General features: G+C 71.8%; 18 protein-coding genes. 7 read left to right on the plus strand and 11 right to left on the minus strand.

What is annotated here, in order from left to right; translation table 11 throughout:
• Positions 1 to 78: 78 nt before the first annotated feature.
• The 3 genes from OHT52_RS10855 to OHT52_RS10865 all read right to left on the minus strand — a co-directional run bounded on the left by OHT52_RS10855 (position 79) and on the right by OHT52_RS10865 (position 6,262).
• Positions 79 to 3,516 (minus strand): hypothetical protein, encoded by a 3,438-nt coding sequence (locus OHT52_RS10855; RefSeq protein WP_328719931.1) that lies wholly within the window; start codon positions 3,514 to 3,516, stop codon positions 79 to 81.
• A 321-nt stretch (positions 3,517 to 3,837) separates the two neighbouring features.
• On the minus strand, positions 3,838 to 5,364 hold the full coding sequence (locus OHT52_RS10860; protein ID WP_328719932.1) for an FG-GAP-like repeat-containing protein: 1,527 nt from the start codon (positions 5,362 to 5,364) through the stop codon (positions 3,838 to 3,840).
• Positions 5,365 to 5,716: 352 nt separating this feature from the next.
• Complete coding sequence (locus OHT52_RS10865) at positions 5,717 to 6,262, minus strand: hypothetical protein (protein ID WP_328719933.1); 546 nt, start codon at positions 6,260 to 6,262, stop codon at positions 5,717 to 5,719.
• A 1,119-nt stretch (positions 6,263 to 7,381) separates the two neighbouring features.
• On the opposite strand from OHT52_RS10865, the gene OHT52_RS10870 reads away from it, so the two are divergent.
• Both OHT52_RS10870 and OHT52_RS10875 read left to right on the plus strand, forming a co-directional pair.
• The gene (locus OHT52_RS10870; RefSeq protein WP_328719934.1) at positions 7,382 to 7,846 is read left to right on the plus strand and encodes a hypothetical protein; all 465 of its coding nucleotides are present in this window, start codon (positions 7,382 to 7,384) and stop codon (positions 7,844 to 7,846) included.
• Between the two features lie 139 nt (positions 7,847 to 7,985).
• Positions 7,986 to 8,504 (plus strand): hypothetical protein, encoded by a 519-nt coding sequence (locus OHT52_RS10875; RefSeq protein ID WP_328719935.1) that lies wholly within the window; start codon positions 7,986 to 7,988, stop codon positions 8,502 to 8,504.
• Positions 8,505 to 8,636: 132 nt separating this feature from the next.
• Here OHT52_RS10875 and ppc read toward each other — a convergent pair whose 3' ends face one another.
• Positions 8,637 to 11,369, minus strand: a complete 2,733-nt coding sequence (ppc, locus tag OHT52_RS10880; RefSeq protein WP_328719936.1) for a phosphoenolpyruvate carboxylase — start codon at positions 11,367 to 11,369, stop codon at positions 8,637 to 8,639.
• 350 nt (positions 11,370 to 11,719) lie between these two features.
• On the opposite strand from ppc, the gene OHT52_RS10885 reads away from it, so the two are divergent.
• Together OHT52_RS10885 and OHT52_RS10890 are read left to right on the plus strand one after the other, a co-directional pair.
• A complete protein-coding gene (locus OHT52_RS10885) occupies positions 11,720 to 12,727 on the plus strand; it encodes an acyl-CoA desaturase (RefSeq protein WP_328719937.1) in 1,008 nt (335 codons plus the stop codon).
• Positions 12,724 to 13,410: a TetR/AcrR family transcriptional regulator gene (locus OHT52_RS10890; protein WP_328719938.1), complete on the plus strand. Its 687-nt coding sequence runs from the start codon at positions 12,724 to 12,726 to the stop codon at positions 13,408 to 13,410. The genes OHT52_RS10885 and OHT52_RS10890 overlap by 4 nt, the downstream gene beginning before the upstream one ends.
• Positions 13,411 to 13,744: 334 nt before the next feature.
• On the opposite strand, the gene OHT52_RS10895 is transcribed toward OHT52_RS10890, so the two are convergent.
• Both OHT52_RS10895 and OHT52_RS10900 read right to left on the minus strand, forming a co-directional pair.
• Positions 13,745 to 14,455 (minus strand): hypothetical protein, encoded by a 711-nt coding sequence (locus OHT52_RS10895; protein ID WP_328719939.1) that lies wholly within the window; start codon positions 14,453 to 14,455, stop codon positions 13,745 to 13,747.
• A 104-nt stretch (positions 14,456 to 14,559) separates the two neighbouring features.
• On the minus strand, positions 14,560 to 15,363 hold the full coding sequence (locus OHT52_RS10900) for a trans-aconitate 2-methyltransferase (RefSeq protein ID WP_328719940.1): 804 nt from the start codon (positions 15,361 to 15,363) through the stop codon (positions 14,560 to 14,562).
• An 87-nt stretch (positions 15,364 to 15,450) separates the two neighbouring features.
• Here OHT52_RS10900 and OHT52_RS10905 point away from each other — a divergent pair, with 87 nt between their 5' ends.
• Positions 15,451 to 15,948: a MarR family winged helix-turn-helix transcriptional regulator gene (locus tag OHT52_RS10905; protein WP_328719941.1), complete on the plus strand. Its 498-nt coding sequence runs from the start codon at positions 15,451 to 15,453 to the stop codon at positions 15,946 to 15,948.
• Here the strand turns inward: OHT52_RS10905 and OHT52_RS10910 are convergent.
• The 4 genes from OHT52_RS10910 to galT all read right to left on the minus strand — a co-directional run bounded on the left by OHT52_RS10910 (position 15,907) and on the right by galT (position 20,310).
• Complete coding sequence (locus tag OHT52_RS10910) at positions 15,907 to 16,677, minus strand: response regulator transcription factor (RefSeq protein ID WP_328719942.1); 771 nt, start codon at positions 16,675 to 16,677, stop codon at positions 15,907 to 15,909. The genes OHT52_RS10905 and OHT52_RS10910 overlap by 42 nt on opposite strands.
• Before the next feature lie 428 nt (positions 16,678 to 17,105).
• Positions 17,106 to 18,290: a galactokinase gene (gene galK / locus OHT52_RS10915; RefSeq protein WP_328719943.1), complete on the minus strand. Its 1,185-nt coding sequence runs from the start codon at positions 18,288 to 18,290 to the stop codon at positions 17,106 to 17,108.
• Positions 18,287 to 19,270 (minus strand): UDP-glucose 4-epimerase GalE, encoded by a 984-nt coding sequence (gene galE / locus OHT52_RS10920; protein ID WP_328719944.1) that lies wholly within the window; start codon positions 19,268 to 19,270, stop codon positions 18,287 to 18,289. Before galE ends, galK begins: the two co-directional genes overlap by 4 nt.
• Entirely contained in the window at positions 19,267 to 20,310 is a 1,044-nt protein-coding gene (galT, locus tag OHT52_RS10925) for a galactose-1-phosphate uridylyltransferase (RefSeq protein ID WP_328719945.1), read from the minus strand. The genes galE and galT overlap by 4 nt, the downstream gene beginning before the upstream one ends.
• A 245-nt stretch (positions 20,311 to 20,555) precedes the next feature.
• Here galT and OHT52_RS10930 point away from each other — a divergent pair, with 245 nt between their 5' ends.
• Positions 20,556 to 22,226 carry a sodium:solute symporter family protein gene (locus tag OHT52_RS10930; RefSeq protein WP_328719946.1) on the plus strand — a complete coding sequence of 557 codons (1,671 nt, stop codon included), beginning with the start codon at positions 20,556 to 20,558 and terminating at the stop codon, positions 22,224 to 22,226.
• Positions 22,227 to 22,240: 14 nt separating this feature from the next.
• A complete protein-coding gene (locus tag OHT52_RS10935; protein WP_328719947.1) occupies positions 22,241 to 22,537 on the plus strand; it encodes a hypothetical protein in 297 nt (98 codons plus the stop codon).
• Between the two features lie 49 nt (positions 22,538 to 22,586).
• On the opposite strand, the gene OHT52_RS10940 is transcribed toward OHT52_RS10935, so the two are convergent.
• Complete coding sequence (locus tag OHT52_RS10940; protein ID WP_328719948.1) at positions 22,587 to 23,315, minus strand: helix-turn-helix transcriptional regulator; 729 nt, start codon at positions 23,313 to 23,315, stop codon at positions 22,587 to 22,589.
• Between the last annotated feature and the right edge of the window lie 32 nt (positions 23,316 to 23,347).

Here is a 23,347-nt window from a genome sequence, read left to right on the forward strand (position 1 = left end):
GGGCGGTACGCCGCACCGGGGCGGAGTCCAGGAGCTTCGAGGGCTCCGGGCCCCGCCCCGGCGGACGTCAGCCGGGCATCACCAGGGGGTCAGGTCGTGCCAGGTGTCGCTGACGGCGTCACCCACCGCCTTTCCGGCTTCGACGACGGCACCGGTGGCCGGGGAGAGAACCGCCGCCCCCAGGCGCTGGGCCTGGACACCGGCCGACATGACGCCCTTCTCCAGTCCCATGAACGCGTCGTCGATGGCCCCGACCGTACCGGTGAACTTGCCCCACGGGAGACCGGTGGTGAAGACCCCCACCGCCACACCGAACGCCGAGGTCAGGAACTCCGCGGAGTCGAGGCCGTTGGTGAAGCCGTAGATCACGGTGCTGGCCACCCCCGTGATCAGGGAGACCCCGCCGAAGACCCCGTAGAGGACCTCGCCCGCCGGCGGCGGGACGAGCAGGGAGAGCGCGGCCGCGTAGCCCGCGTACGTGGACATGGTGCCGAGCGTGCTGGCGGCGTCCTGCCAGTCACCCTTGGTACCGCCCAGGAAGGTGCCGGGCTTCTTCGCACCGTCGTTGTCGGAGTTGTCGGCCGGGTCGAGGCCTAGTTCCTTGGCCTTGGCGGCGGCTGCGGCGGCCCTCTTGACCGCCTCCACCGCCTCCGCCTTGCGCTTGGCGATCTCGATCCGGTGCGCCTCGGACGCGGCGGCGGCCGCGGTCTTGGCGTCCTTGCCCGCCTGGACGGCCGAGGCCGCGGCGGAGCTGGCGGAGGCCTGCGCGCTGATCGAGGACGCCGTCGCGGCATCGGCGGCGGCGGTCGCCTGGTTCGCCGAGTAGTTGGCGCGCCGGGCCGAGCCTCTGGCGGCGAGCGCGGCGGCCTTCGCCTTCTCGGCGGAAGCCTGGGCGTCGGCCGCCGACTTCTCCGCGTCGTCGGCGTGGGCGTCCGCCTGGTCCTTGTAGACGTTCGCCTTGGTCGCGGAGTCCGTGGCCGCGTCGGCCCAGTCCTGAGCATCGTCGGCCGCGTTGCGGGCGAGGGCCGCCGTCTTCTGCGCGTACGCCGCGTTCGTCGTCGCGTCCTGGGCCAGCTTCGCGGCGTGGGCGAGCAGGGCCTGCATGGCCGCGATGTGGGCGGCGGAGTCCGCGTCGAGCTGCAGCATCCGCGGGTGGGTGTTGAGGACGAAGTTGCGGCGCATCCACACCGGGCCTTCGAGCGCCAGCGTCGCCGCCATCTTGGTGTACGGCCCCGCGGAGTCGAGCGCGGAGAAGACCGCGACGTTGTCGTCCTCCGCCTGCGCGGCCGCGTACTTCTCGGTGAAGAAGTCGTGCACGGCCTTGGCCGAGCCGTCGTCCAGGGCCTCGGTCGCCGCCTGGGTCACCGCCTTGCCGGGATTGCCGGCGAGTACCCGGTAGATCTGCGCGGTCTGGTCGGTCCTGGACGCCTGGACCGCGCCGGCGGTGAGGAACGCGGCGGGAGCGGACTCGTCGTCGGACTCCAGGGCGCCCTGCGCCGCCAGAGCCACGTCGGTCGTGGAGACCTGGCTGATGAACAGGACGGTCTCGCGGTCGTCCTGCTGCTGCGCGAGGGTCCGGTCGGCGTCGATCCAGTTCAGGACCGACTCCTCGCCCGACGCCAGCGCGAACGCCGCGGCCTGGCGGGTCCAGGTGCCGTGGGACGACAGCAGGCTGAGAGCGGCGTTGCGGCCGTGCCCGACGGCGGTCGGATGGTCGCCCGCCGAGAACGCCGTCTGCGCCGCCGCGATCAGGTCCAGCGTGGCCGAGTCCGTGGCCTGCTGCTGGGTGAGCTGGTTGCGGGCCGCGGCGTTGTCCTCCTGCTCCAGGGCGGCGAGCGCGACTGCCTCGGCCCTGCCCTGCTCGGTGTACTCGTCGATCTTCGCGAGCTCGGCCTCGCGGGCCAGCCGCTCCACCTCCTGCGCGTCCAGGACGGCCTTGACCGCGGCGTCGGCGGCGGCCTGCGAGTCGTTGGCGTAGGCGGTGGACTTGTTGGCGAAGTCGAGGGACTGACCCGCGTACTTGACGGCTTCCTCGGCTGCGGCGGCGGCCTTCTCGGCGTGGTCGGCCGCGGAGTTGGCCGCGTCGCGGGCCGCCGCGGCGGCCGTCGACGCGCTGTTGGCGAGGGTCTGCGCCTGGCCGGCGGCACGGGTGGCGCGGGCGGCCTGGGCGTCGGCCTCGACGGCGGCGGCACGGGCGGCGGCGGCCTCCGACCGGGCGGCCCCGGCGGCGCTGGCGGCGGCGGCCGAGGCGTTCGCCGCGGCCGCGGCGTCGCGGGCGGCCGCAGCTGCGGAGTTGCCGGCCGAAATCGCCTGCTTGGATGCGGCGTTCGCCGCGTCCGCGGCCTTCGCCGCCGTACGCGCCTTGGCGGCGGCGTTGCGGGCGGCGACCGCCGCGTCGGTGGCCGCCTTGGTCTTGGACGCGTCCTTGGACGCCGCCATGGCCGCCTGGTAGGCGCTGGAGGCGGCGTGCGCCGCCGTGGCCGCGGCGGAGGTCGCCGCATGAGCGGCCCACGCGGCTTTGCGCGCGGCGGACTGGGCCGCGTAGGAGGCGGAGATGGCGGTGGACGCGGCGTTCGCCGCCCCCTTGGCGGCACTCGCCGCCTTCCGGGCGGCTGCCGCCGACTTGGCCACGTCCTCCTTGGCCGCCTGCGCCTCGTCGGCCGCCTCCAGGGCGGCCTTCTTGGCCTCGGCTGCGGCCGAAACCGCCTTGTCCGACTCCTCCTTGGCCTTGCCCATCGTCAGCTCGGCCTGCTTGGACTGCCGTTGGGCGACGGCGACCAACTGCTCGATGGTGGCGGCCTCGTCGTCACGGGCCCGTGCGATGTTCTGCCCGATCTCCAGGAACCAGCGGATCGCGGTCGCACCGCCGTCGTCCAGGGCGCGCGAGGCGTACGTGGAGAGCTCCGGCCCCGCGCCGTTGAGGAGCTTGTAGATCTCGGCGATCTCGTCCTGGAGACGGGCGGAGAACTGGGTGTCGGTGACGAACTTCATCAGCGCGTCGCCGGAGCCGTCGGTCAGCGCGATGTCGGCGGCGGCCTGCACGCTCTTGCCGCCGAGGCTCCGCAGCGTGTAGGTGAGGACGCTCAGGTCCTCCTGCTGCACCCTGGCGAATCCGCCGGAGAGGAAGCCCTCGATCTCGGTGTCCCCCGCGTCGAGCACCCGCGCGATCTCGGCGGCCGTGCCCTTGCCCGAGATGGAGAGCGACTTGAACAGGGCGACGCGGTTGTCCTCGGCGACGGCGGAGGGCAGGCCCGTGGCGACGAACGCCTCGACGTCCGCGTCGGTGCCGACGAGGGCCGCGGCGGCGGCCGCCCGGGTCGCTTTGCCACCGACCTGCCACGCGGCTACGGCCTTGGCCCGGGGGGTGTCGGGCAGCGACGGAAGGGCAGGGCCGGTGCCCGTGTCCGCCGTGGCGGCGAAGGCCCTGGCGGTGGTGGTGAGAGGCAGCGCGGCGACTGCGGTCGCGGCCGCGGCGGCGCTCAGGACGCGCCGTCGGCTCCAGAACGTGGTGTTCACGGTTCGAATCCCAATCGGAAGGCGGCGGACGGTCGTTCACCCGGTGGTGACGACCGTCCGTACGGGTGGCTTGCGGCCAATGCCGTTGGTGGCGCATCGCCGTACTGAACTGACTGCCTGGACGAACGTGTGAGGAGTGGCGCCCGGGACGAGAACGCCGGGTGAGGACGTCCGCCCGGAATCATGCGGAGGGGTACGGTCCCCGCGTGCCTTCGCGGCGCTCCGCGCGAAGACGCGGAACACCGCGGGAGCGGGTGGCCTCGCCCTGTACGGCCGGAACCGTGGCAGGCGGTCGGCGCACCCGAGCTCCCCGGCGCCGGGTCAGCTGATGGACCTGACGGCGTTCCAGCCGCCGGTGCCGACCTTCGTGCTCGGGCCGTCGATCGGGCCGTGGATCGAAGAACCGCCCTTGTAGAACCAGAGGGTGCCGTCGCCCGCGGTGGCCCACATGTCGGCGACGCCGTCACCGTCGGCGTCGGAGGCGCCCGCGATCAGGGGCCGGTTGGAGACGGTGTAGCCGTGGCCGTACTCGGTCCGGTCGCCGAACTTCCCGCCGGGCTGTCCGAGGTAGTGGTAGAGGATGCCGTCGCGGGTGTCCCGGGCGAGCAGGTCGACGCGGCCGTCTCCGTCCGCGTCGCCGGGCGCGGTGAGCGTCATGACGCCCCAGCCTCCGGTGCCGACGAGCAGGGGCGCCGCGACGGCCGGGGTGGACCCGGCTCCGGCACCCGCGTACAGGTAGAGCTTGTCGTCGTACGAGAGGACGAGGTCGGGCCGCCCGTCCAGAGTGACGTCGCCGACGCCGACGACCTGGGCGTTGGTGGCCAGGCCGGTGGCGATCCTGACCGGAGCGGCGAGCCTGCCGTCGCCGAGGTTGGCGTAGACACGCAACTCGCTCCCGACGCGGGCGACGACGTCCTCCGAGCCGTCCCCGGTCCAGTCGCCGCGGTGCGTGACGGAGGAACCCGTCCAGCCACCGGTTCCGATGTCGACGGGCGATCCGAGGGCACCTGTTCCGGTGCCGGGGTACAGGCGCAGCTCGCCGGTGTCGTCGACCGCGACGAGGTCCGGCCTGTTGTCGCCGTCCAAGTCGCCCGGCGGGTCGTACGCGGTGTCCCCGATCCAGGCGGCCACGTCGTCCACGCGGGCGGCGACCGCTCCCGTACGGGTCTCCTCGGACGAGACCCCGAGGCATCCGCCCTGCCACGACCTGCTGACGACGGCGACGAGTTGCGGTACTCCGCCCGCCTCACGCACGACCGGGCCGCCCCCGTCCCCCTGGCAGACGACCGCGTCGCCGGTGGCGGTCAGCCCGAGGTCCGCCGAGCCGTCGCCGACCGCGGTGAACGAGGCGGTGTGGAGTGTGTCGGGTACCCACGTCGTCCTGGTGCGCCCGAACCCGGCCGCCCGCACGGTCTCGCCCGTCGCCACCGGGGTGGAGGCCAGGGCCACCGGCTTCACGCCCGCGACACCGACGTCCAGCTTCACCATGACGAGGTCCCGGTCGGGGTGGGGGACGAGCTGGATCGCGGTCCGGGTGGCTCCGGCCGTGGTCCGGGTCAGGTCCGTACGGCCGACCGTGACGGTGACGCCCTGGGGCTTCCCTGCCGGCACCCCGCCCGTCGAATCGGCGAAACAGCTCGCGGCGGACAGAACCCACCGCGGAGCCACGAGGGTTCCGGTGCAGGCGCGTTCGGAGTCGCCGACGACGATCTTCGCGGTGTAGCCGTACGCGTCCGTGGCCACGGTCCCTTCCAGGGCCAGGGCGGGCGAACCGGCGGAGAGGCCGGCCAGCAGCGCGGCGGCGACAGCACCGCCCCAACGGCTCCGGTGTCTGTACGTGCTGGTCATGGGTTCCTCTCCGAGGGGTGTGTCCGGCGCGCGGACACGGTTCGAGGTGCCGCGCGCACCGCGAAAGGGTGCGCGGGCCGGTACGGACGGCGCACGGCACCGCCACCGGTGCGTGCTCGGGCCCGTCGTGGGGCGTGTGTCGAAAGTGGCGCCGTCCGCCCGGAGGGCGGGTCCGGCGGACAGGGTGGACTCCATGACGCGCGCCGCCACGCGGCGTCGCGGGGTGCGCCGCGTGGCGGAGGGCGTGAGGACGCGTGAGGCGGCGTGCGGGCCGCGAGGCCGCACGGGTGCGGCGGGTCCGGTCAGGGCTCCGTCTCCGACGAGCCCCCGCGACGCGGCTGCGGGACAACCCTTACTTGGACGTCCGGATCTCCACCAGCGTGAAGTCGCGGCCGTCGGGGTCCACGCTCTCGCCCACACCCGCGTAGGAGTTCTTGGGGATGGCGAGGGACTGCTCGTCGGTGCCGCTGGTCAGCTCGACCTGCGTGGAGTAGTCCTCGCTGCTCTTCATCCCGAACACCTGGGGGATCTCCAGAGTGAGCCAGCCGGAGTCACCCGTGACCTGGAAGCAGATCTTCGGCGCGGCACCTGCGGCGACGCGCGGGGTGACCTCCAACTGGCCGGTTCCGGAGACGCATTCGGCCAGGACGATGTGGCCGTCACCGCGCTTCAGCGTGATGTTCCGCTCCGCGAGGATCTGGTCCGCGCCGGGGTAGCTGAAGTCTTCGACCGCGTACCCCGGGGCCTCGTCGGCGACGGGCGCGGCCGTCACCGTCGCACCCGAGCTGCCCCCGGCCAGCGCGACCCAGCTCAGCGCACCGGCCGCCGTGGCAGCCAAGGCCGTACGCACGAGGATCTTCGTCCTCGACACGGAACCCCGTACGGGTCTTGCCTTCATCGCTCTCCCTTTTCATCGTTCGGCGAGGGGAAACAAAGGCCCGTGTCAACCACATTCAGGATGAAACGATTCCGATGGGATGGATTCGACCACCCCGCCACGGACGCCCACTTTCCTGCGGCCCTACCCCCCGACGCCTCCGCCGATTCCCCCGGGACCACAACGACCTGGGGGAATTCAAACGGAGACGGCCCCGCAATGGAATCCCTTGGCCCACCCTTTATCAACCGACCAAAACGGGTATAGCAGACGGATTTCCCGGTTGTGACGTGACGACGATCACAGCATGGCGATGGTTGCCTCGAAGCCGGTTAAAGAAACCTCAAGAAAGCGCGGCACCCCACGCCGTTTGCAGCGACTTGCGCCCGGTCGTCTGCTTTCCCACCCCGCATACCGCATGTGCCCACTTGGCGCGTATCGATCACGCTTACGGCCTGATCAGACGTTTTGGGGCCGGATCGGCCCCGCGCCGGGACCGGATCGCCCGAGCCGCCGATCACGCGCCCGCTCGGGCCTCCGCAAACGCGCGCACCGCACGGTGGAGCGGACAGGCCGCACGGCGCGTCGCGCGACCTCACGCCCCTCCTCAATTCGTCCCCGACCCCGACCGGACAGCCCTGGGGGCGCGGCGAAGTGCCGTAGCCGCCATCACGCGCCCGCCAGGAATCGGGGAATTGGGGAATTGGGGAACAGCCCCCACATCGCGCGGGATGCCACATCATCATCCACGTACCAGCATTCCATGCGAATTCCGAAAATTCGGTGACGAACCACACCGCCCGACGGCCGTCCGCAGGGATTTTCAGCACCGGGCCGGAGCCTCACGGGGAGACTCCGGACACCGGCCCGGAGCCTCGCACCACCGCCGGCGGCGGGCGAAGGAAGCCGCCCACGGGACGGGGCCCGGACACGGCGGATCTCCGCCCGCCCTCTTCGGGCCGTGCGCGACGACCGCACCGGCCGGGCCACGAGCGCCCCTGCCCACGCTCTCCCCGCCCCACCGCCGTACGCCGTCGGCGCGCACCCAGAACGCCCAACTCCCGACATTCCCGCTGCTACTGGGCCCCTTTTCGGTCGCAAGTTGACCGAGGGCATCGTTCTGGCCAAAGATCGGCCCCCATGAAGTCCTCCCAGCGTGTGGCCCTGGCCGCCCGAAACGGCGCGATGGCCCTGGTCACCCTGCTCCTGCTCGTCGCGGGCGGGTGGGCGTCCTGGGAGACGGCGCACCACATCATCCTCGCCAAGGGCCGCGAGCACGGCACGTTGACGGTGACCGGCTGCGGCGAGGACACCTGCACCGGGACGTACGCCCCCGACGCGCAGTCCCCACCGCGCTCGGGTGTGATCGTCACGCGCTCGGTCGCGGCGCAGCGCGGCGACACGTTCCCGGTGGTGCTGAAGCCCGGCACCGCCGAGGCCGTACGGACCGGCGTTCCCGGATTCCTGCACTCCTGGCTGCCGTTGGGCGGCGCCCTGATCCTGGCGTCGCTGGTCCTGGGCGGCGGCCTGCGCCTGACCCGAACGGCGTGGACGGCCGGGGTCGCGGGGGCGACGCTGCTGGTGGCCACGTTCCTCGCGCTGTAGCGGACAGCGCCCGGCCGACGGGGTCAACCTGCCCCCCGGGCACGCACACAGGAGGAGAACGCCGGCGGACCGTACCGCGTACGTCATCCGGCGCACGCCCCTCTTCCCTTGCGGGCCAAGGGCGTTGGAGAATCCGCGCATGAATTCGCCTGCGCCCGACCCGACCGCCGACGCGGCTGCCACCTACCTCACGGCTCTCAACCGACGCCTGACGGCCGACGGCTGCACCGTGAGGTCGTCGGACTGGAACGGCCACCCGTCGCTGACCGGCTACCGCGCCGATCGCAAGGCCCGCTGGTTCGGGACGAGGGTCGAGCTGTTCGTCTTCGCGGCGGCCGTTCCCGAGATCGACGTGGCCGTCCTGAACGAGTTCACGGCATGGGCCATGCGCTACGCGAAGAGCGTGCGCGCAGGCATACCCGGCGCCCGCAACGCGGGACAGGTGCTCCCCGCACTGGTGAGCACCCGCGTCCGGCCCGAAGCGGCCCAGTGGGCGGCCCAGGACGCCCGCCTCCTCGGCACGACACTGATCAGCCGCCCCCTCACGGTCGAGGTCGCCCCCGGCGGGGCGCGCACCACGGCGTACCGGGGCGGGACCGGCTACGGCGGCATGTTCACGCGCCACACACTGGACAAGCTCGCCCTCTACTTCCCCTGAGCACGGGGCCGGCGGCGGGGGTGCGGGGCGATCAGCCCGGGCCGGGCGGCGTCCGGGTCCCACGACACGAAGGCGCCCCCGCCCGGACCACTGGTCCGGACGGGGGCGCCCGCCGCGTCACGTGCCGCTGGATCAGCCGGTGTTACGGAGACCCGCCGCCACACCGTTGACGGTGAGGAGCAGCGCGCGGGCCAGGAGCGGGTCCGCTTCCTCGCCGGCCGCCGCCGCGTCGCGCTGGCGCTTGAGGAGGGCGACCTGGAGGTAGGAGATCGGGTCCAGGTAGGCGTCGCGGATGGCGAAGGTCTGCTGGAGGACCGGGCTGGTGCCGAGGAGCTCGGTGTTCCCGGTGATCCGCAGGACTTCCTGGACGGTGAGGGCGTGCTCGGCCTCGATGACGTCGAAGACGTGCTTCAGCTCGTCGGGGACGAGCGTGTCGACGTAGTGGCGGGCGATCCGCAGGTCCGTCTTGGCCAGCGTCATCTCGACGTTGGACAGGAAGTTCTGGAAGAAGTGCCACTGGCCGTGCATCTCGTCCAGGACGGTGTCGAGACCGGCCTCGCGCAGGGCCTTGAGGCCGGAGCCGACGCCGAACCAGCCGGGGACGATCTGGCGGGACTGGGTCCAGCCGAACACCCACGGGATGGCGCGCAGTCCGTCGAGGCCGAGACCCGAGTCGGGGCGGCGCGAGGGCCGCGAGCCGAGGTGGAGTTCGGCGAGCTGGTCGACCGGGGTGGAGGAGAGGAAGTACGCGGGCAGGTCCGGGTCCTCGACCAGCCGGCGGTACGCGGAGTGGGCGGCGTCGGAGACGGTGTCCATGGCCGCGTCCCAGCGGGCCAGCGCCTCGTCGGACTGGCGGGGCGCGGTGTGCAGGGCGGAGGCCTGCAGGGTGGCCGCGACGGTGAGTTCGAGGTTCTCGCGGGCGAGCGCCGGGATGAGGTACTTGTCGGAGATGACCTCGCCCTGCTCGGTCACCTTGATCTCGCCCTCCAGGGTTCCCCAGGGCTGGGCGAGGATCGCGTCGTGCGAGGGGCCGCCACCGCGGCCGACGGTGCCGCCGCGGCCGTGGAAGAGGCGCAGCCGTACGCCGTAGCGGTGGGCGACGTCGCGCAGTCGGCGCTGGGCTCGGTGGATCTCCCACTGGGAGGTGGTGATGCCGCCGAACTTGGAGGAGTCGGAGTAGCCGAGCATGACCTCCTGGACGTCGCCGCGCAGCGAGACCAGGCGCCGGTACGACGGGTCGGCGAGCATCTCGTCGAGGATGACGTCGGCGGCGCGCAGCTCGTCGGTGGTCTCCAGGAGCGGCACGATGCCGATCTTCGCCCAGCCGGCGTGCAGGTCGAGGAGACCCGCCTCGCGGGCGAGGACCGCCGCCGCGAACACGTCGTCGGCACCCTGGCACATCGAGATGATGTACGACTCGATGACCTCGGGGCCGAAGCGCTCGAACGCCTCCTGGATGGTGTGGAAGACGCCGAGGGTCTTCTCGCCCGCCGCGTCCAGCGGAGCCGGGGTCGGGGCGAGCGGGCGACGCGAGCGGAGCTCCTTGGCGAGGAGCTTCTGCCGGTAGTCGCGCGGCATGTCGGTGTAGCGCCAGGACTCCTCGCCGAGCCGGTCGAAGAGCTGGCCGAGGGCGTGGTGGTGGGCGTCGGCGTGCTCGCGTACGTCCATGGTGGCGAGCTGGAGGCCGAAGGCGCCCAGCGTACGGATGGTGCGGTCCATCCGGCCGTCGGCGAAGAGGCCGCCGCGGTGCTCGCGCAGCGAGGTCTGGATGAGGGTGAGGTCCGCGAGGAGCTCGGAGGTGCCGAGGTAGTCGCAGCCGACGCGGTGCGGGGTGCCCTTGGCGAGGCGCTCACGGGTGTTGACGAGCTTCTGGCGGATGCAGGTGGCCTTGAGCCGGTACGGCTCCTCGGCGTTCAGCCGCTTGTAGCGCGGGCTGATCTCCGGGAGGCGCTCCAGGTCGGCCTGGAGGGATTCGAGCAGCTCTTCGGTGGCGCCCGTGTAGCGGATGGAGTTGGAGAGCAGCCCGCGCAGGTGGTCGATGAGTTCGAGGGCGTCGGTGATGCCGTGCTCGTGCTGGAGGATCAGCACGTCCCAGGTGACGGCGGGCGTCACGTTGGGGTTGCCGTCGCGGTCGCCGCCGATCCAGGTGCCGAAGGTGAGCGGGCGGGTGCCCTCGGGGAGCGGGGCGCCGACGCGCTCCAGCTCGGCGGAGAGGTCTTCGAGGACGTCGCCGACGGCGTTGGCGTGCAGTTCGTCCAGATAGTAGATGGCGTTACGGGCTTCGTCGGCCGGCTCCGGGCGGACGACGCGCAGCTCGTCGGTCTGCCAGATGAGGTCGATGTTCTCCGCGAGCCGCAGGTCGACGCGGCGCCGGTCCGCCTCGATGACCGGGGTCTCCAGCAGGGCGGCGATGCGGCGGAGCTTGTTCAGCACCGAGCGGCGCGCGGCCTCGGTGGGGTGGGCCGTGAAGACGGGCCGCACGTTGAGGTTCTTGACCGTCTCGCGCAGGTGCTCGGGGTCGGCGTCCTTGAGGCGGTCGGCGGTACGGGCGAGGAGCCCGCCCTCCGCGGCACGCCGGTCGCGCATCTCGTGGGCGCGGTGCACCTGCTCGGTGACGTTGGCCAGGTGGAAGTAGGTGGAGAAGGCGCGCACGAGCTGCGCCGCGGTCTCCAGGTCGGTGTCACCGAGAAGCTCGGCCGCCGCTTCGCCGTCCGTGCGGGTGAGGGCGCGAACGCGTTCGACGAGTTCGAGGAGTTCCGGGCCCTCCTGGCGTACCAGGGTCTCGCCCAGCAGGTCGCCGAGGCGTCGGATGTCGGCCCGCAGTTCGGGGCTGCTGGCGGCAGGGGTCTGGTCGGCACTGCTCACAGTGTGCGGCTCCTTGCAGTGGTTGAGCACGAATCCGGGGCCAACGGCCGCAGCGTGCTGTTGCCGCCCCCGGGACGAGCGGGGTGCGGACCGCGCTGTCCGACCCTTCCAAGGATATGTGGCACCGGCGTCGGCGCGTCCGGTGGCCTCACAGGGTGGGACGGCGGGGGCATTCGACGGCCGGAGCCGTACAGGCTTTACCCGTACGGGGGCAGGAGATACCACGAACGGCGCACGGAACGTGGTCTGGTGGTGTGGGCCGCGTCACTGCGGTACTTACGATCCCGTAGGTTACGGTCCCGTAGCCAAGGCCGATTCCGATTTGTTCTCCTCACCCCCCGGGGGACCACATGACCATCAGCCCCGATCTGGCCGACCAGCCGGACCCACCGACACCAGGGCCTGCCTCCGATCCACTCCCCTCCGCCACGCTGGGCGGCGACAGCAAACGGTCGATCGAACAGATCGCTCTGCTGCTCTTCATCGTGGTGCCGTTCGCGGCCCTGGTGGCGGCGGTGCCGCTGACCTGGGGCCACGGCGTCAGCTGGCTCGATCTGGGGCTGATGGTGGCGATGTACTACATCGGCTGCCACGGCGTCACGATCGGTTTCCACCGCTACTTCACCCACGGCTCCTTCAAGGCGAAGCGCCCGCTGCGCATCGCACTGGCCGTCGCCGGTTCGCTGGCGGTGGAGGGCCCGCTCGTGCGGTGGGTCGCCGACCACCGCAAGCACCACCGGTTCTCCGACGCCGAGGGCGACCCCCACTCGCCGTGGCGCTTCGGCGAGACGCTGCCGGCCCTGATGAAGGGCCTGTGGTGGGCGCACATCGGCTGGATGTTCAACGAGGAGCAGACCCCGCAGCAGAAGTACGCCCCCGACCTGGTCAAGGACCCGGCCATGAGGGCGATCTCGCGTCACTTTTTGACCTTCACCATCATCTCGCTGGGTATCCCGCCGCTGGTGGGCGGTCTGGTGACGATGTCCTGGTGGGGTGCGGCGACGGCGTTCTTCTGGGGTTCGCTGGTCCGTGTGGCGCTGCTGCACCACGTCACCTGGGCGATCAACTCGATCTGCCACGCGGTCGGCAAGCGCCCCTTCAGGTCCCGCGACAAGTCGGGGAACGTGTGGTGGCTGGCCGTGCTGTCCTGCGGCGAGTCCTGGCACAACCTGCACCACGCCGACCCCACGAGCGCCCGGCACGGGGTGATGCGCGGCCAGATCGACTCCAGCGCCAGGCTCATCCGCTGGTTCGAACAATTCGGCTGGGCGTACGACGTCCGGTGGCCGGACGCCGACCGCATCGACTCACGACGCAAGGAGTCCCGGCGCGAGGCCGTGTCCGCCGACGCGGCATGATGGGAACCGTGGCGACCGACGGCAGCACGCGCAGCGAGAAGAGCAGCCCTCCCCCCGCACGCCGGACCCGGCGGGTCCGCATGACCGGGAAAGAGCGGCGCGAACAACTGCTGGACGTCGGCCGCACCCTCTTCGCCGACAAGGGGTTCGAAGGGACCTCGGTGGAGGAGATCGCGGCACGCGCCGGGGTCTCCAAGCCGGTGGTGTACGAGCACTTCGGCGGCAAGGAGGGCCTGTACGCCGTCGTGGTCGACCGGGAGATGCGCCAGCTGCTGGACATGGTGACGGGCGCCCTCACCGCGGGGCACCCGCGTGAGCTGCTGGAGCAGGCGGCGTTCGCGCTGCTCGACTACATCGAGACGTACACGGACGGCTTCCGCATCCTCGTCCGGGACTCCCCGGTCGCCCAGTCGACGGGCACCTTCGCCTCGCTGATCAGCGACATCGCCACGCAGGTGGAAGACATCCTGGGCATGGAGTTCAAGGCCCGGGGCTTCGACCAGCGGCTGGCCCCGCTCTACGCGCAGGCGCTGGTCGGCATGGTGGCCCTCACCGGCCAGTGGTGGCTGGACGTCCGCAAGCCGCGCAAGGCGGAGGTGGCGGCGCACCTGGTGAACCTGGCCTGGCACGGCCTGGAGAACCTGGAGCCCAAGCCCCGGCTGATAGGACACCGCAAGAGCTGAGACGCGGTCGCCCGCACACGCGGAAGGGGTCCCGCCACCTCAAGTGGCGGGACCCCTTCGTCGTACGGGCCGGACGGTCGGCGCACCCGGTCCTCGAGCGGTTCGGTGTCGAGGGCGAAGCGGACGGGGGGGGATCTCGATGGTCCTGCCGAAGGGGCGGCGCAGGATCCTGGTGCGGGAACCCGCGTCGGGCTCGCCGTACACGAGGGCCTCGCAGTGGTCACGGTCGATCAGCAGATGCACCGGGATGCCGGTCTCGGCGTAGGCGGCGGCCTCCTCTTCCCGGTCGCGCTTGTCGGTGTCGGCGTCGTACGACGTGACCTCGAAGGGCCTGTCAGCCGTGCAGCCAGATCCGCAGCGGGCCCGCGGCGGTGAAGCCGTGGCGCAGGGCGGTGTCGAGCTCCTCGCCGTGTTCGTAGCCGACCACCGGCAGCCCGGGGAAGAGCCGGTGCGCCGCGTCCAGGGCCCCGGGCCGGGCGGCGTCCGCGCCCCCGTCCCGGGCGAAGACGTTGGACAGGCCGAGCACGCCCTCACTGCGGCTCGCCACCGCCCCTGCGGTGATCCGGCCGTCCGGGGCGCGGGCGGCGAGCAGGGAGGTGGCGGGGTCGTCGAGGAGGGCGGGCCGGAAGAGGTCCGCGTCGCCGCCGCCGTCGTCCCAGGCGTCCGCCCAGGCGCGTACCGCGTCCGGGTCCCCGGCCACCTCCCACGGAGCGCCGGAGAAGGCGGCGGGCGGGCCGGCCGGGCGGTGGATCCACGCGGCCACGAACAGCACCTGGAATCCGGCCGCCGTCAGGTCGAGGTCGGCGAAGCTGTCCTTCACGGTGGCACCGGGCACCGTGAGGTCGATGCGCCCGGTGACCTCGGCCGGATCGGCGCCGGGGACCAGGGTCACCGCGTCGGGGTAGTAGGGCGGCGTGCGGACCGGTGCCGTCCATGCCTGCGCCCCGAACTCGCCCGGCACCCCGTGGGTGCGGCTCATCACCGCGCACCAGTCGGCGTTGTTCCGGGCGGACGCCAGGACCAGGGACCGCTTCGTCGTCGTCACGGGTAGGAATCCTGCACCGGGGGCGGGGCGCTCCGTCGAAGGCTTTTCGCCGGTCACCCAGGCGTCCGCGCCGCGGGAACGGCGGTGCGCCGGGAGTGCGGCGCTCACGTCTCCCCCCTCCGGGCGACGGCGAAGATCCGCCGGAACGGGAAGACGGTGCCGTGCGGGCGCTGCGGGTAGGCGGCGCGCAGCAGGTCCCGGTACTGGGCGAGGAAGTCGTCGAGTGCTCCGGGGTCGTCGGCGAGGGCGGCGAGGACCGGGCGCAGGCCGGTGCCCCTGACCCAGTCGAGCACCGGGTCGTCGCCGTGCAGGACCTGGAGGTAGGTGGTCTCCCAGACGTCCACCGCCGTGCACCCGGCTGCGGTGAGCCGGTCGTAGTAGGCGGCGGGCTCCAGGACGGCGTCCTCGTGGCGGAGGAGACCGCCCAGGCGGTCGTGCCAGCGGGGGGACTCGGCGAGCTCGCGCATCAGGGCGTGGCTGGGGGCGGTGAAGTTGCTGGGTACCTGGAAGGCGAGGGTGCCGCCGGGGGCGAGGCCGTCCAGCCAGGCGGGGAAGCGGTCGGCGTGGCCGGGGACCCACTGGAGCAGGGCGTTGGAGACGATCAGGCCGTACGGCTCCGAGGGGGTCCAGGCCGACACGTCCGCCTCGGCGAAGTCGAGGGTGGCGGTGGCGTGGGCACGGGCCTTCTCCAGCATCTGCGGGGAGTTGTCGTAGCCGGTGATCCGGGCCCCGGGCCAGCGGTCGGCGAGGAGCGTCGTGACGTTGCCGGGGCCGCAGCCGAGGTCGGCGATACGCGGGCGGGCGCCGCCGGGGAGGTCGCCGACCCGGGCGAGGAGATCGAGGAACGGGCGCGCCCGGTGCTCCGCGTGGCGGAGGTACTGGCCGGGGTCCCAGACGGATTCGCTCATGACTCCAGCATCGACCCAGAGTATCTTGACGTCAAGACACTCGGAATCAAGAGACTTCATGTCGAGGGACCCTCTACACTGATCGGCATGGAGGACGAGGTCGACCGTCTGGTCGCAGCATGGCGCCGCGAGCGCCCCGACCTCGACGTGGAACCACTAGAGGTCCTCAGCCGGGTGTCGCGCCTCGCGCGCCACCTCGACCGGGCCCGCCGCATCGCGTTCGCCGAGCACAGCCTGGAACCCTGGGAGTTCGACGTCCTCACGTCGCTGCGCCGGGCCGGCGCCCCGTACCAGCTCTCCCCGGGCCAGTTGCTGACGCAGACCCTGGTCACCTCGGGCACGATGACCAACCGCATCGACCGGCTGACCAAGAAGAACCTGGTGGAGCGCCTCCCCGACCCCAACGACCGGCGCGGGGTGCTGGTCCGGCTGACCGCCGAGGGACGCGACAAGGCCGACCAGTCGCTGGCCGGGCTGCTCGACCAGGAACGCGCCATCCTCGGCGAGCTCTCCTCGCGTCAACGCGGCGAACTCGCGGACTTGCTACGCCAGTTGACCGCCCCGTTCGACAACGTCCCCGGGTAGCACCACCACTTCGGACGTCAGGTCGACCGGGCCCACGCCCGCCCTGCGGGCCAGGGCGACGGCCGCCAGCGTCGAATGCACCCCGAGCTTGCCCAGGACGTTCTGCATGTGGGTACGGACCGTGTGCGGCGAGAGGTAGAGCCGCTCCGCCACCGCCTTGCGCCCCAGCCCCGCGACCATGCAGCGCAGCACCTCCCGCTCGCGCGGGGTCAGCGACTCCACCAGCAGTTCGCTCTCGGTGCGGTGTTTGCGCGCGGCCGTCAACTCCCGCAGTACACCGGTGAGCAGGGCCGGCGGCAGATGGGTCTCGCCGCGCAGCACGCCGCGGATGACCGTCAACAGGCGTTGCAGGGAGCAGTCCTTGGCGACCCAGCCGGAGGCGCCCGCCTGGAGCGCCGCCGCCGCCCGGCGCGGGTCGTCCCGCTCGGCGAGCACCACCGTGCGGACGCCCGGCCGCCCCTCGCGGACCCCCGCGACGAGCGAGATCCCGTCGACCGGACCGCCCTGGTGCGGGACCCCGCCCACCTGCGGCCCGCCGCCCAACTCCGCGTCGACCAGCATCACGTCGTAGGCGCGGCCCTCGGTCGCGGCGCGGTCGAGGCAGCGCAGGGCGGCCGGGCCGCTGCCCGCGGCGGCCACGTCCACGTCCGGCTCGGCGGCGAGCGCCGCGGCGAGCGACTCGGCGAAAATACGGTGGTCGTCGACCACGAGAACCCGGATACGGGCCACGTCTACCCCCCAGTGGAACGGTCCCGGGCCGCCGTCCTGAGGCCGGACCCGGGTGAGAACACATCGGGGCGGACGGGACGCCCGGCCCCGCGGAGGGAAGGAACCGTCCGCACGGCCCCGCCGCGCGCACCGAGCCGCCGTCCGTGCCCGGGTGCCGCACCGTCCGTCTCGGCCCTGAACGGCATCCGGCCCCCACCGGTGCTGCGCATCAGCGTACGGGCGTACGGGTGGACGGGAAGCCGATTCCACGGAAGTGACCGTCCCCGGCGTTCAGAGGGTGCTTCCTGTCCCGTCGTGGGACGGAAGTGGACGAATGAGGGCGCATTCTGCACCCGGACACGGAGGTCCCGGGGAACGGCGGAGCGCCGGGACACGGCCGTGGGGCCGGTCCCGGCGCTCGTTCACGCGAGTGGGGTGCGGACGGGGGGTCAGACCAGGCGCCGCGCTCCCTGCGAGGGAACCGCGGCGAAGACGCCCGGGGCCGCGTGACCGGTCGCCGCGAAGGCGTCGAGCACGGACTTGGTGACCGCCTCGGCGTCGGACTCCTCGACCAGCACGATCGCCGAGCCGCCGAAGCCGCCGCCGGTCATGCGGGCACCGAGCGCGCCGGCCCCGTTCGCGGTCGCCACGGCGAGGTCCAGCTCGGCGCAGGAGACCCGCAGGTCGTCACGGAGCGAGGTGTGGCCCTCGGTGAGCACCGGGCCCGCCGCGCGCACGTCCCCGGCGTCGAGCAGCGCGATGACCTGCTCGACACGGGCGTTGTCGCTGACCACGTGGCGTACGTAGCGGACGACGGACTCGTCCGCGCCGGCCGCCTCGAGCCGGGCGAGGGCGTCGGGGAGGTCCTCGTGACCCAGCTCGCGCAGCTTGCCCAGCCCGAGCAGGCGGGCGCCTTCCTCGCAGCCGGCCCGGCGCTCGGCGTAGGCGCCGTCGCCCAGCGCGTGCTTGACGCGGGTGTCGACGACCAGCAGCCGCAGCCCGTGCGCGGCCAGATCGAAGGGCACCTGGCGCACGGTGAGGTCGCGGGTGTCGAGGTGGAGGGCGTGGCCGTCGGTGCAGCAGGCGGACGCCATCTGGTCCATGACACCGCAGGGCACGCCGACGAAGTCGTTCTCGGCGGCCTGGCCGAGGACCGCCAGCTCGGCGGCGCTCAGGCCGAGGCCGAAGAGGTCGTTCAGCGCGAGCGCGACGACCACTTCGAGGGCGGCGGACGAGGAGAGCCCGGCGCCGGTCGGCACGGTCGAGGTGAGCTGGATGTCCGCGCCGGTGATCTCGTGCCCGGCCCGGCGCAGCGCCCAGACGACACCCGCCGGGTACGCGGCCCAGCCGTGGCCCTCGTTCGGGGTCAGGCCGTCGACGGAGAGCTGCACGATGCCACCGGGTACGTCGGTGGAGTGCAGGCGCAGCTGCCCGTCGGTGCGCCGGGCCACGGCGGCACGGGCGACGTGCGGGAGGGCGAGCGGCATGACGAAGCCGTCGTTGAAGTCGGTGTACTCGCCTATGAGGTTGACGCGCCCGGGGGCGGCCCAGACGCCTTCGGGCTCGCCGGCGTACAGCGCGCGGAAGGAGGCGGCGAGCTCGGCGTCGGTGACGGCGGTGGTGGACTCGGTCATGATGCGGTGTTCTCCTCTCGGCGGGCGAACGCCCAGGCGTCGGCGACGATCGCGGCCAGGCCGGGACGGCTCGGGGTCCAGCCGAGGCGCTCGTGTGCGGTGGCGGCGGAGGCGACGAGGACGGCGGGGTCGCCGGCCCGGCGCGGGGCGGCGGTCTCCGGGATCGGGTGGCCGGTGACCTCGCGGACCGTCTCGATGACCTGGCGGACCGAGAAGCCGTTGCCGTTGCCCAGGTTGCAGATGAGGTGCTCGCCCGCGGTGGCGGCGCCCAGCGCGAGGAGGTGGGCCTCGGCGAGGTCGGCGACGTGGATGTAGTCGCGGACGCAGGTGCCGTCGGGGGTGGGGTAGTCGTCGCCGTAGACGTTGATCGACTCGCGCTCGCCCGCGGCGACCTGGAGGACCAGCGGGATGAGGTGGGACTCGGGGTCGTGGCGCTCCCCGGTGTTCCCGTACGCGCCGGCCACGTTGAAGTAGCGGAGCGAGACGGCGGCCAGCCCGTGGGCGGCGGCCTCCCCGGTGATCATGTGGTCGACGGCCAGCTTGGTCGCGCCGTACGGGTTGGTGGGCGCGGTCGGGTCGGTCTCCGTGATGGGACTGGAGACCGGCTCGCCGTAGGTGGCGGCGGTGGAGGAGAAGACCAGGGTGCGCACCCCGGCGTCACGCATCGCGGCGAGCAGCGCGGTGGTGCCGCCGACGTTGTTGAGCCAGTACTTCTCCGGGTTCACGACGGACTCGCCGACCTGGGAGAACGCGGCGAAGTGGAGGACGGCGTCGTAGGAGGCGTCGAGCCACTTCGCGGCGTCCTGGATACGGCCCTCGATGAACTCGGCGCCCTGCGGGACGCCCTCCCAAAAGCCCGTGGAGAGGTCGTCGAGCACCGTGACGGTGTGCCCGGCCTCCAGCAGGTGGGTGGCGACCACACTGCCCACGTAACCGGCGCCGCCGGTGACCAGGTACTTCTTCGGGGTGCTGCTGCTCACTTGCTCGCTACCTCTCGCAGTCGCTCGGCCGCGGTCTCCGGCGGCACGTCGTTGATGAACGCTCCCATGCCGGACTCCGATCCGGCGAGGAACTTCAGCTTGCCGGTCGTGCGACGGATGGTGAACAGCTCCAGGTGGAGAGCGAGCTCCTCGCGCCCGGGGGCGCGGAACGGCGCCTGGTGCCAGGCGGCGATGTACGGGGTGGGGGGCTCACCGGGGCCGAAGATCCGGTCGAAGCGCCGCAGGAGTTCCAGATACATCTGCGGGAACTCCGCGCGGGCGGCGTCGTCCAGGTCACGGAAGTCGGCCGCGCGGTGACGGGGGTAGAGGTGCACCTCGTACGGCCAGTGGGCGGCGTACGGCACGAACGCGACCCAGTGCTCGCCGGTGAGGACGATCCGGTCGCCCTCGGCGATCTCACGGGTGACGACGTCCTCGAAGAGGTTGCGGCCGGTCTCCTCGCGGTGGGCGACGGCGGAACGCAACATCAGTTCGGTTCGGGGCGTGACGAAGGGGTACCCGTAGATCTGGCCGTGAGGGTGACCGAGCGTCACACCGATCTCGGCGCCGCGGTTTTCGAAGGGGAAGACCTGGGCGACCTGGTCGAGCCGGGAGAGCGCGGCGGTGCGGTCGGTCCAGGCGGCCAGCACGAGAGCCGCCTGGTCCTCGGTGAGGTCGGCGAAGGAGGAGTCGTGGTCGGAGGCGAAGCAGACGACCTCGCAGCGGCCGGAGTCACCGGCGAGCGAGGGGAAGCGGTTCTCGAAGACGACGACGTCGTAATCGTCGTCGGGGATCTCGCTGAGCCGCCCGTCCCGGGACGGGCAGAGCGGGCACTCGTCGGCCGGCGGGTGGTAGGTGCGGCCCTGGCGGTGGGACGCGATGGCCACCGCGTCCCCGAGGAGCGGGTCGCGCCGGATCTCGGACGAGGTGGCGACGGCGTCGAGCGGCCTGCGGTCCACCGCGTCACGCACAGTGCCCTCGGCGGAGTCGTAATAGATCAGTTCCCGACCGTCGGCGAGGGTCGTTGCCGTCTTCTTCACCAGGTTCCTCCAAACATAACTAAACACAACTAATCACAATCGAACAGGAGCGTCAATGACATAACTCTTTGTAGACAAGTTGTTCCTCTGTGTTGACTTAAGTGGATACCTGGTTCTTTACATCAGGTCATTTCGCCCCCGCGCATCACGATCAAACAAAGAACACCAGTTACTTTGTTCAGATATTGAACGCAGGGGCGTAGGTTTCATCAGGTTCAGTTCGCGCAACGAAGCGAGTACCCCCCATGAACTATCTGGCTGACGGGCTCCGGCTCCCCACGAACGGCCTGGATTACACGATCCTGGCCATCTACTTCGTCGTGGTCCTCGGCATCGGCTTCGCGGCTCGCGCCAGCGTGAAGACCAGCCTCGACTTCTTCCTGTCCGGCCGCTCCCTGCCCGCCTGGGTCACCGGTCTGGCCTTCGTGGCCGCCAACCTCGGTGCCACCGAGATCCTGGGCATGGCGGCGACCGGCGCGCAGTACGGCGTCTCGGTCGTCCACTGGTACTGGATCGGCGCCATCCCCGCCATGGTCTTCCTCGGCCTGGTGATGATGCCGTTCTACTACCGCTCGAAGGTCCGTTCCGTGCCGGAGTTCCTTCTCCAGCGGTTCGACAAGTCGGCCCACGTACTGAGTTCGGCCCTGTTCGCCTTCGCCGCCATCCTGATAGCCGGCGTCAACCTGTACGCGCTCTCGATCGTCGTGGAAGCGCTGCTGGGCTGGGACCGCTGGGTCGCGATCGTCGTCGCCGGCGTGTTCGTCCTGCTCTACATCACCATCGGCGGACTCTCCTCGGCGATCTACAACGAGGTGCTCCAGTTCTTCGTCATCCTCGCCGCGCTCATACCCCTGACCATCCTCGGCCTCAAGCGGGTAGGCGGCTGGGACGGTCTGACCCACTCGCTGGAGAAGAGCCACGGCTCCAGCTTCATGTCCGCCTGGAGCGACACGGGCATCGGTGACAGCAACGCGCTGGGCGCCAACTGGCTGACGATCATCCTCGGCCTCGGCTTCGTCCTCTCCTTCGGCTACTGGACGACCAACTTCGCCGAGGTGCAGCGCGCCCTCTCCGCGAAGAACCTCTCGGCCGCGCAGCGCACCCCGCTCATCGCCGCGTTCCCGAAGATCTTCATCGTCTTCCTGGTGATGATCCCGGGCATGGTCGCCGCCGTCGTCGTCCCGAACATCGGCACCGACCGCTCGGACCTGACGTACAACGACGCCATCCCGCTGCTGATGCGCGAACTGCTCCCGAACGGTGTGCTCGGCATCGCCGTGACCGGTCTGCTGGCCGCGTTCATGGCCGGTATGGCCGCCAACGTCTCCTCGTTCAACACGGTGTTCACCACGGACATCTGGGCGCGGTACGTGAAGAAGGACAAGCCGGACGCGTACTACCTCAAGTTCGGCCGCCTCGTCACCGCCGTCGGTGTGCTCGCCTCGATCGGCACCGCGTTCATCGCGTCGAGCTTCTCGAACATCATGAGCTACCTGCAGACGCTCTTCTCGTTCTTCAACGTCCCGATGTTCGTCGTGTTCATCATCGGCATGTTCTGGAAGCGCGCGTCGATGAAGTCCGGTGTCTGGGGCCTGGTCGCGGGTACCACCGCCGCGATGGTCAACTACTTCGTCTTCTACAAGCAGGGCGTCATCTCCATCCCGACCGACCAGGGCGCGAACTTCGTCTCCGCCATCGTCGGCTTCGTCGCCGGTGCGGTCGTCATGGTGATCGTCACCCTCTTCACGGCCCCCAAGCCGGAAGCCGAACTGGCCGGACTGGTCTACGGCACCGAGTCCCCCGACGCACCCGAGGTGCCGGAGGAGTCCGACGCCGCGTGGTACCGCAAGCCGGCCCTGCTGGGCTGGGGCGCCATCGTGATCGCCGCCGCCTGCTACATCCCCTACTCGTTCTGATCGGAGGAACCACCATGTCCGAGCTGCACAAGGAAGTCTCCGACCTGGAGAGCAAGTCCGCCACGGCGGCACGCCTCTTCGACATCAGGCGGATCATCGGCGGTCTCTTCGTGGTCTACGGAGTCATCGTCACCATCGCGGGCATCAACCCGTCCGACGCCGACCTCAAGAAGGCCGAGGGCGTCCACATCAACCTCTGGACCGGCCTCGCGATGCTGGTCCTCGGACTGCTGTTCCTGGTCTGGATGTGGCTGCGCCCGACGCAGGCCCCCGTCGAGCCCATCGAGCCGGACGGCCCCGCCGGCCACTGACCGGCCGGTTCCCCGCACGGTCCCCGCAGGGGCCGGACCCACCCGCCACTCAGGGTGCGTCCGGCCCCTGCGCCGCGTCGTACCCCGGTTCGCGCGCCGCGCCCATCGCCGTGTGGACGACCGCCCGGTCCAGCAGCCCGGTACGGGCCGCGAGCGCGGCGGCTTCCAGGCGGGAACCCACCCCGAGCTTCATCAGGACCCGCTGGACATGGGTGCGCGCGGTGCTCGGCGCGATCCGCATCCCGGCGGCGATCAGCCGGGTGCCCTCGCCCTCGGCGACGCGTACCAGCACCTCGGCCTCGCGGGGCGTCAGCAGCCGCAGCAGCCGCTGGCCCTCGTCGTCGGGCTTCTCCACCGGGTGCAGCAACTCCGAGAAGGCCCCCCTGAGCAGGGCGGGCGCCACCGACGCCTCACCTGCCCTGGCCTTCATCATGGCCCGCTCCACACCCTCGATGCGCTCGTCGTGCCGGACGTATCCGGCCGCTCCGGCCGCGAAGGCCGCCGCGATACCCCGGGGGCTGGGCACCGGGCCCAGCACCACCACCGCCACCTGCGGGCGCTCGCGTCCGATCCGCTGGATCGGATCGAAGGCGCCCGGCGCGGCGGGAGAGGCCGTCCCGAAGAGACAGACCTCCGGGGCCCTGGCTATGACCAGGTCGGCGGCGCCCGAAGTCGGCGCCGTGGCCGCGAGCACGCGGTGCCCCCGGAGCTTGAGTGCCGAGGCGAGCGCCTCGGCCAACAGGCGGTGGTCGTCGACCACCATGAGCCGCACGCTCATCGCGCAGATACCCCCAGTACCGCCGTGAACCG

Origin of the sequence: Streptomyces sp. NBC_00247, assembly GCF_036188265.1 — a bacterium.
Lineage (GTDB): Bacteria > Actinomycetota > Actinomycetes > Streptomycetales > Streptomycetaceae > Streptomyces.

Bases quoted from the DNA above. Each gene is read 5' to 3' on its own strand.
- OHT52_RS10860 (WP_328719932.1), bottom strand. From the start codon at position 5,364: ATGACCAGCACGTACAGACACCGGAGCCGTTGGGGCGGTGCTGTCGCC.
- OHT52_RS10870 (WP_328719934.1), top strand. From the start codon at position 7,382: ATGAAGTCCTCCCAGCGTGTGGCCCTGGCCGCCCGAAACGGCGCGATG.
- OHT52_RS10940 (WP_328719948.1), bottom strand. From the start codon at position 23,315: ATGAGCGTGCGGCTCATGGTGGTCGACGACCACCGCCTGTTGGCCGAG.
- OHT52_RS10885 (WP_328719937.1), top strand. From the start codon at position 11,720: ATGACCATCAGCCCCGATCTGGCCGACCAGCCGGACCCACCGACACCA.
- OHT52_RS10930 (WP_328719946.1), top strand. From the start codon at position 20,556: ATGAACTATCTGGCTGACGGGCTCCGGCTCCCCACGAACGGCCTGGAT.
- OHT52_RS10890 (WP_328719938.1), top strand. From the start codon at position 12,724: ATGATGGGAACCGTGGCGACCGACGGCAGCACGCGCAGCGAGAAGAGC.
- OHT52_RS10935 (WP_328719947.1), top strand. From the start codon at position 22,241: ATGTCCGAGCTGCACAAGGAAGTCTCCGACCTGGAGAGCAAGTCCGCC.
- OHT52_RS10875 (WP_328719935.1), top strand. From the start codon at position 7,986: ATGAATTCGCCTGCGCCCGACCCGACCGCCGACGCGGCTGCCACCTAC.
- galK (WP_328719943.1), bottom strand. From the start codon at position 18,290: ATGACCGAGTCCACCACCGCCGTCACCGACGCCGAGCTCGCCGCCTCC.
- OHT52_RS10865 (WP_328719933.1), bottom strand. From the start codon at position 6,262: ATGAAGGCAAGACCCGTACGGGGTTCCGTGTCGAGGACGAAGATCCTC.
- OHT52_RS10900 (WP_328719940.1), bottom strand. From the start codon at position 15,363: ATGAGCGAATCCGTCTGGGACCCCGGCCAGTACCTCCGCCACGCGGAG.
- OHT52_RS10905 (WP_328719941.1), top strand. From the start codon at position 15,451: ATGGAGGACGAGGTCGACCGTCTGGTCGCAGCATGGCGCCGCGAGCGC.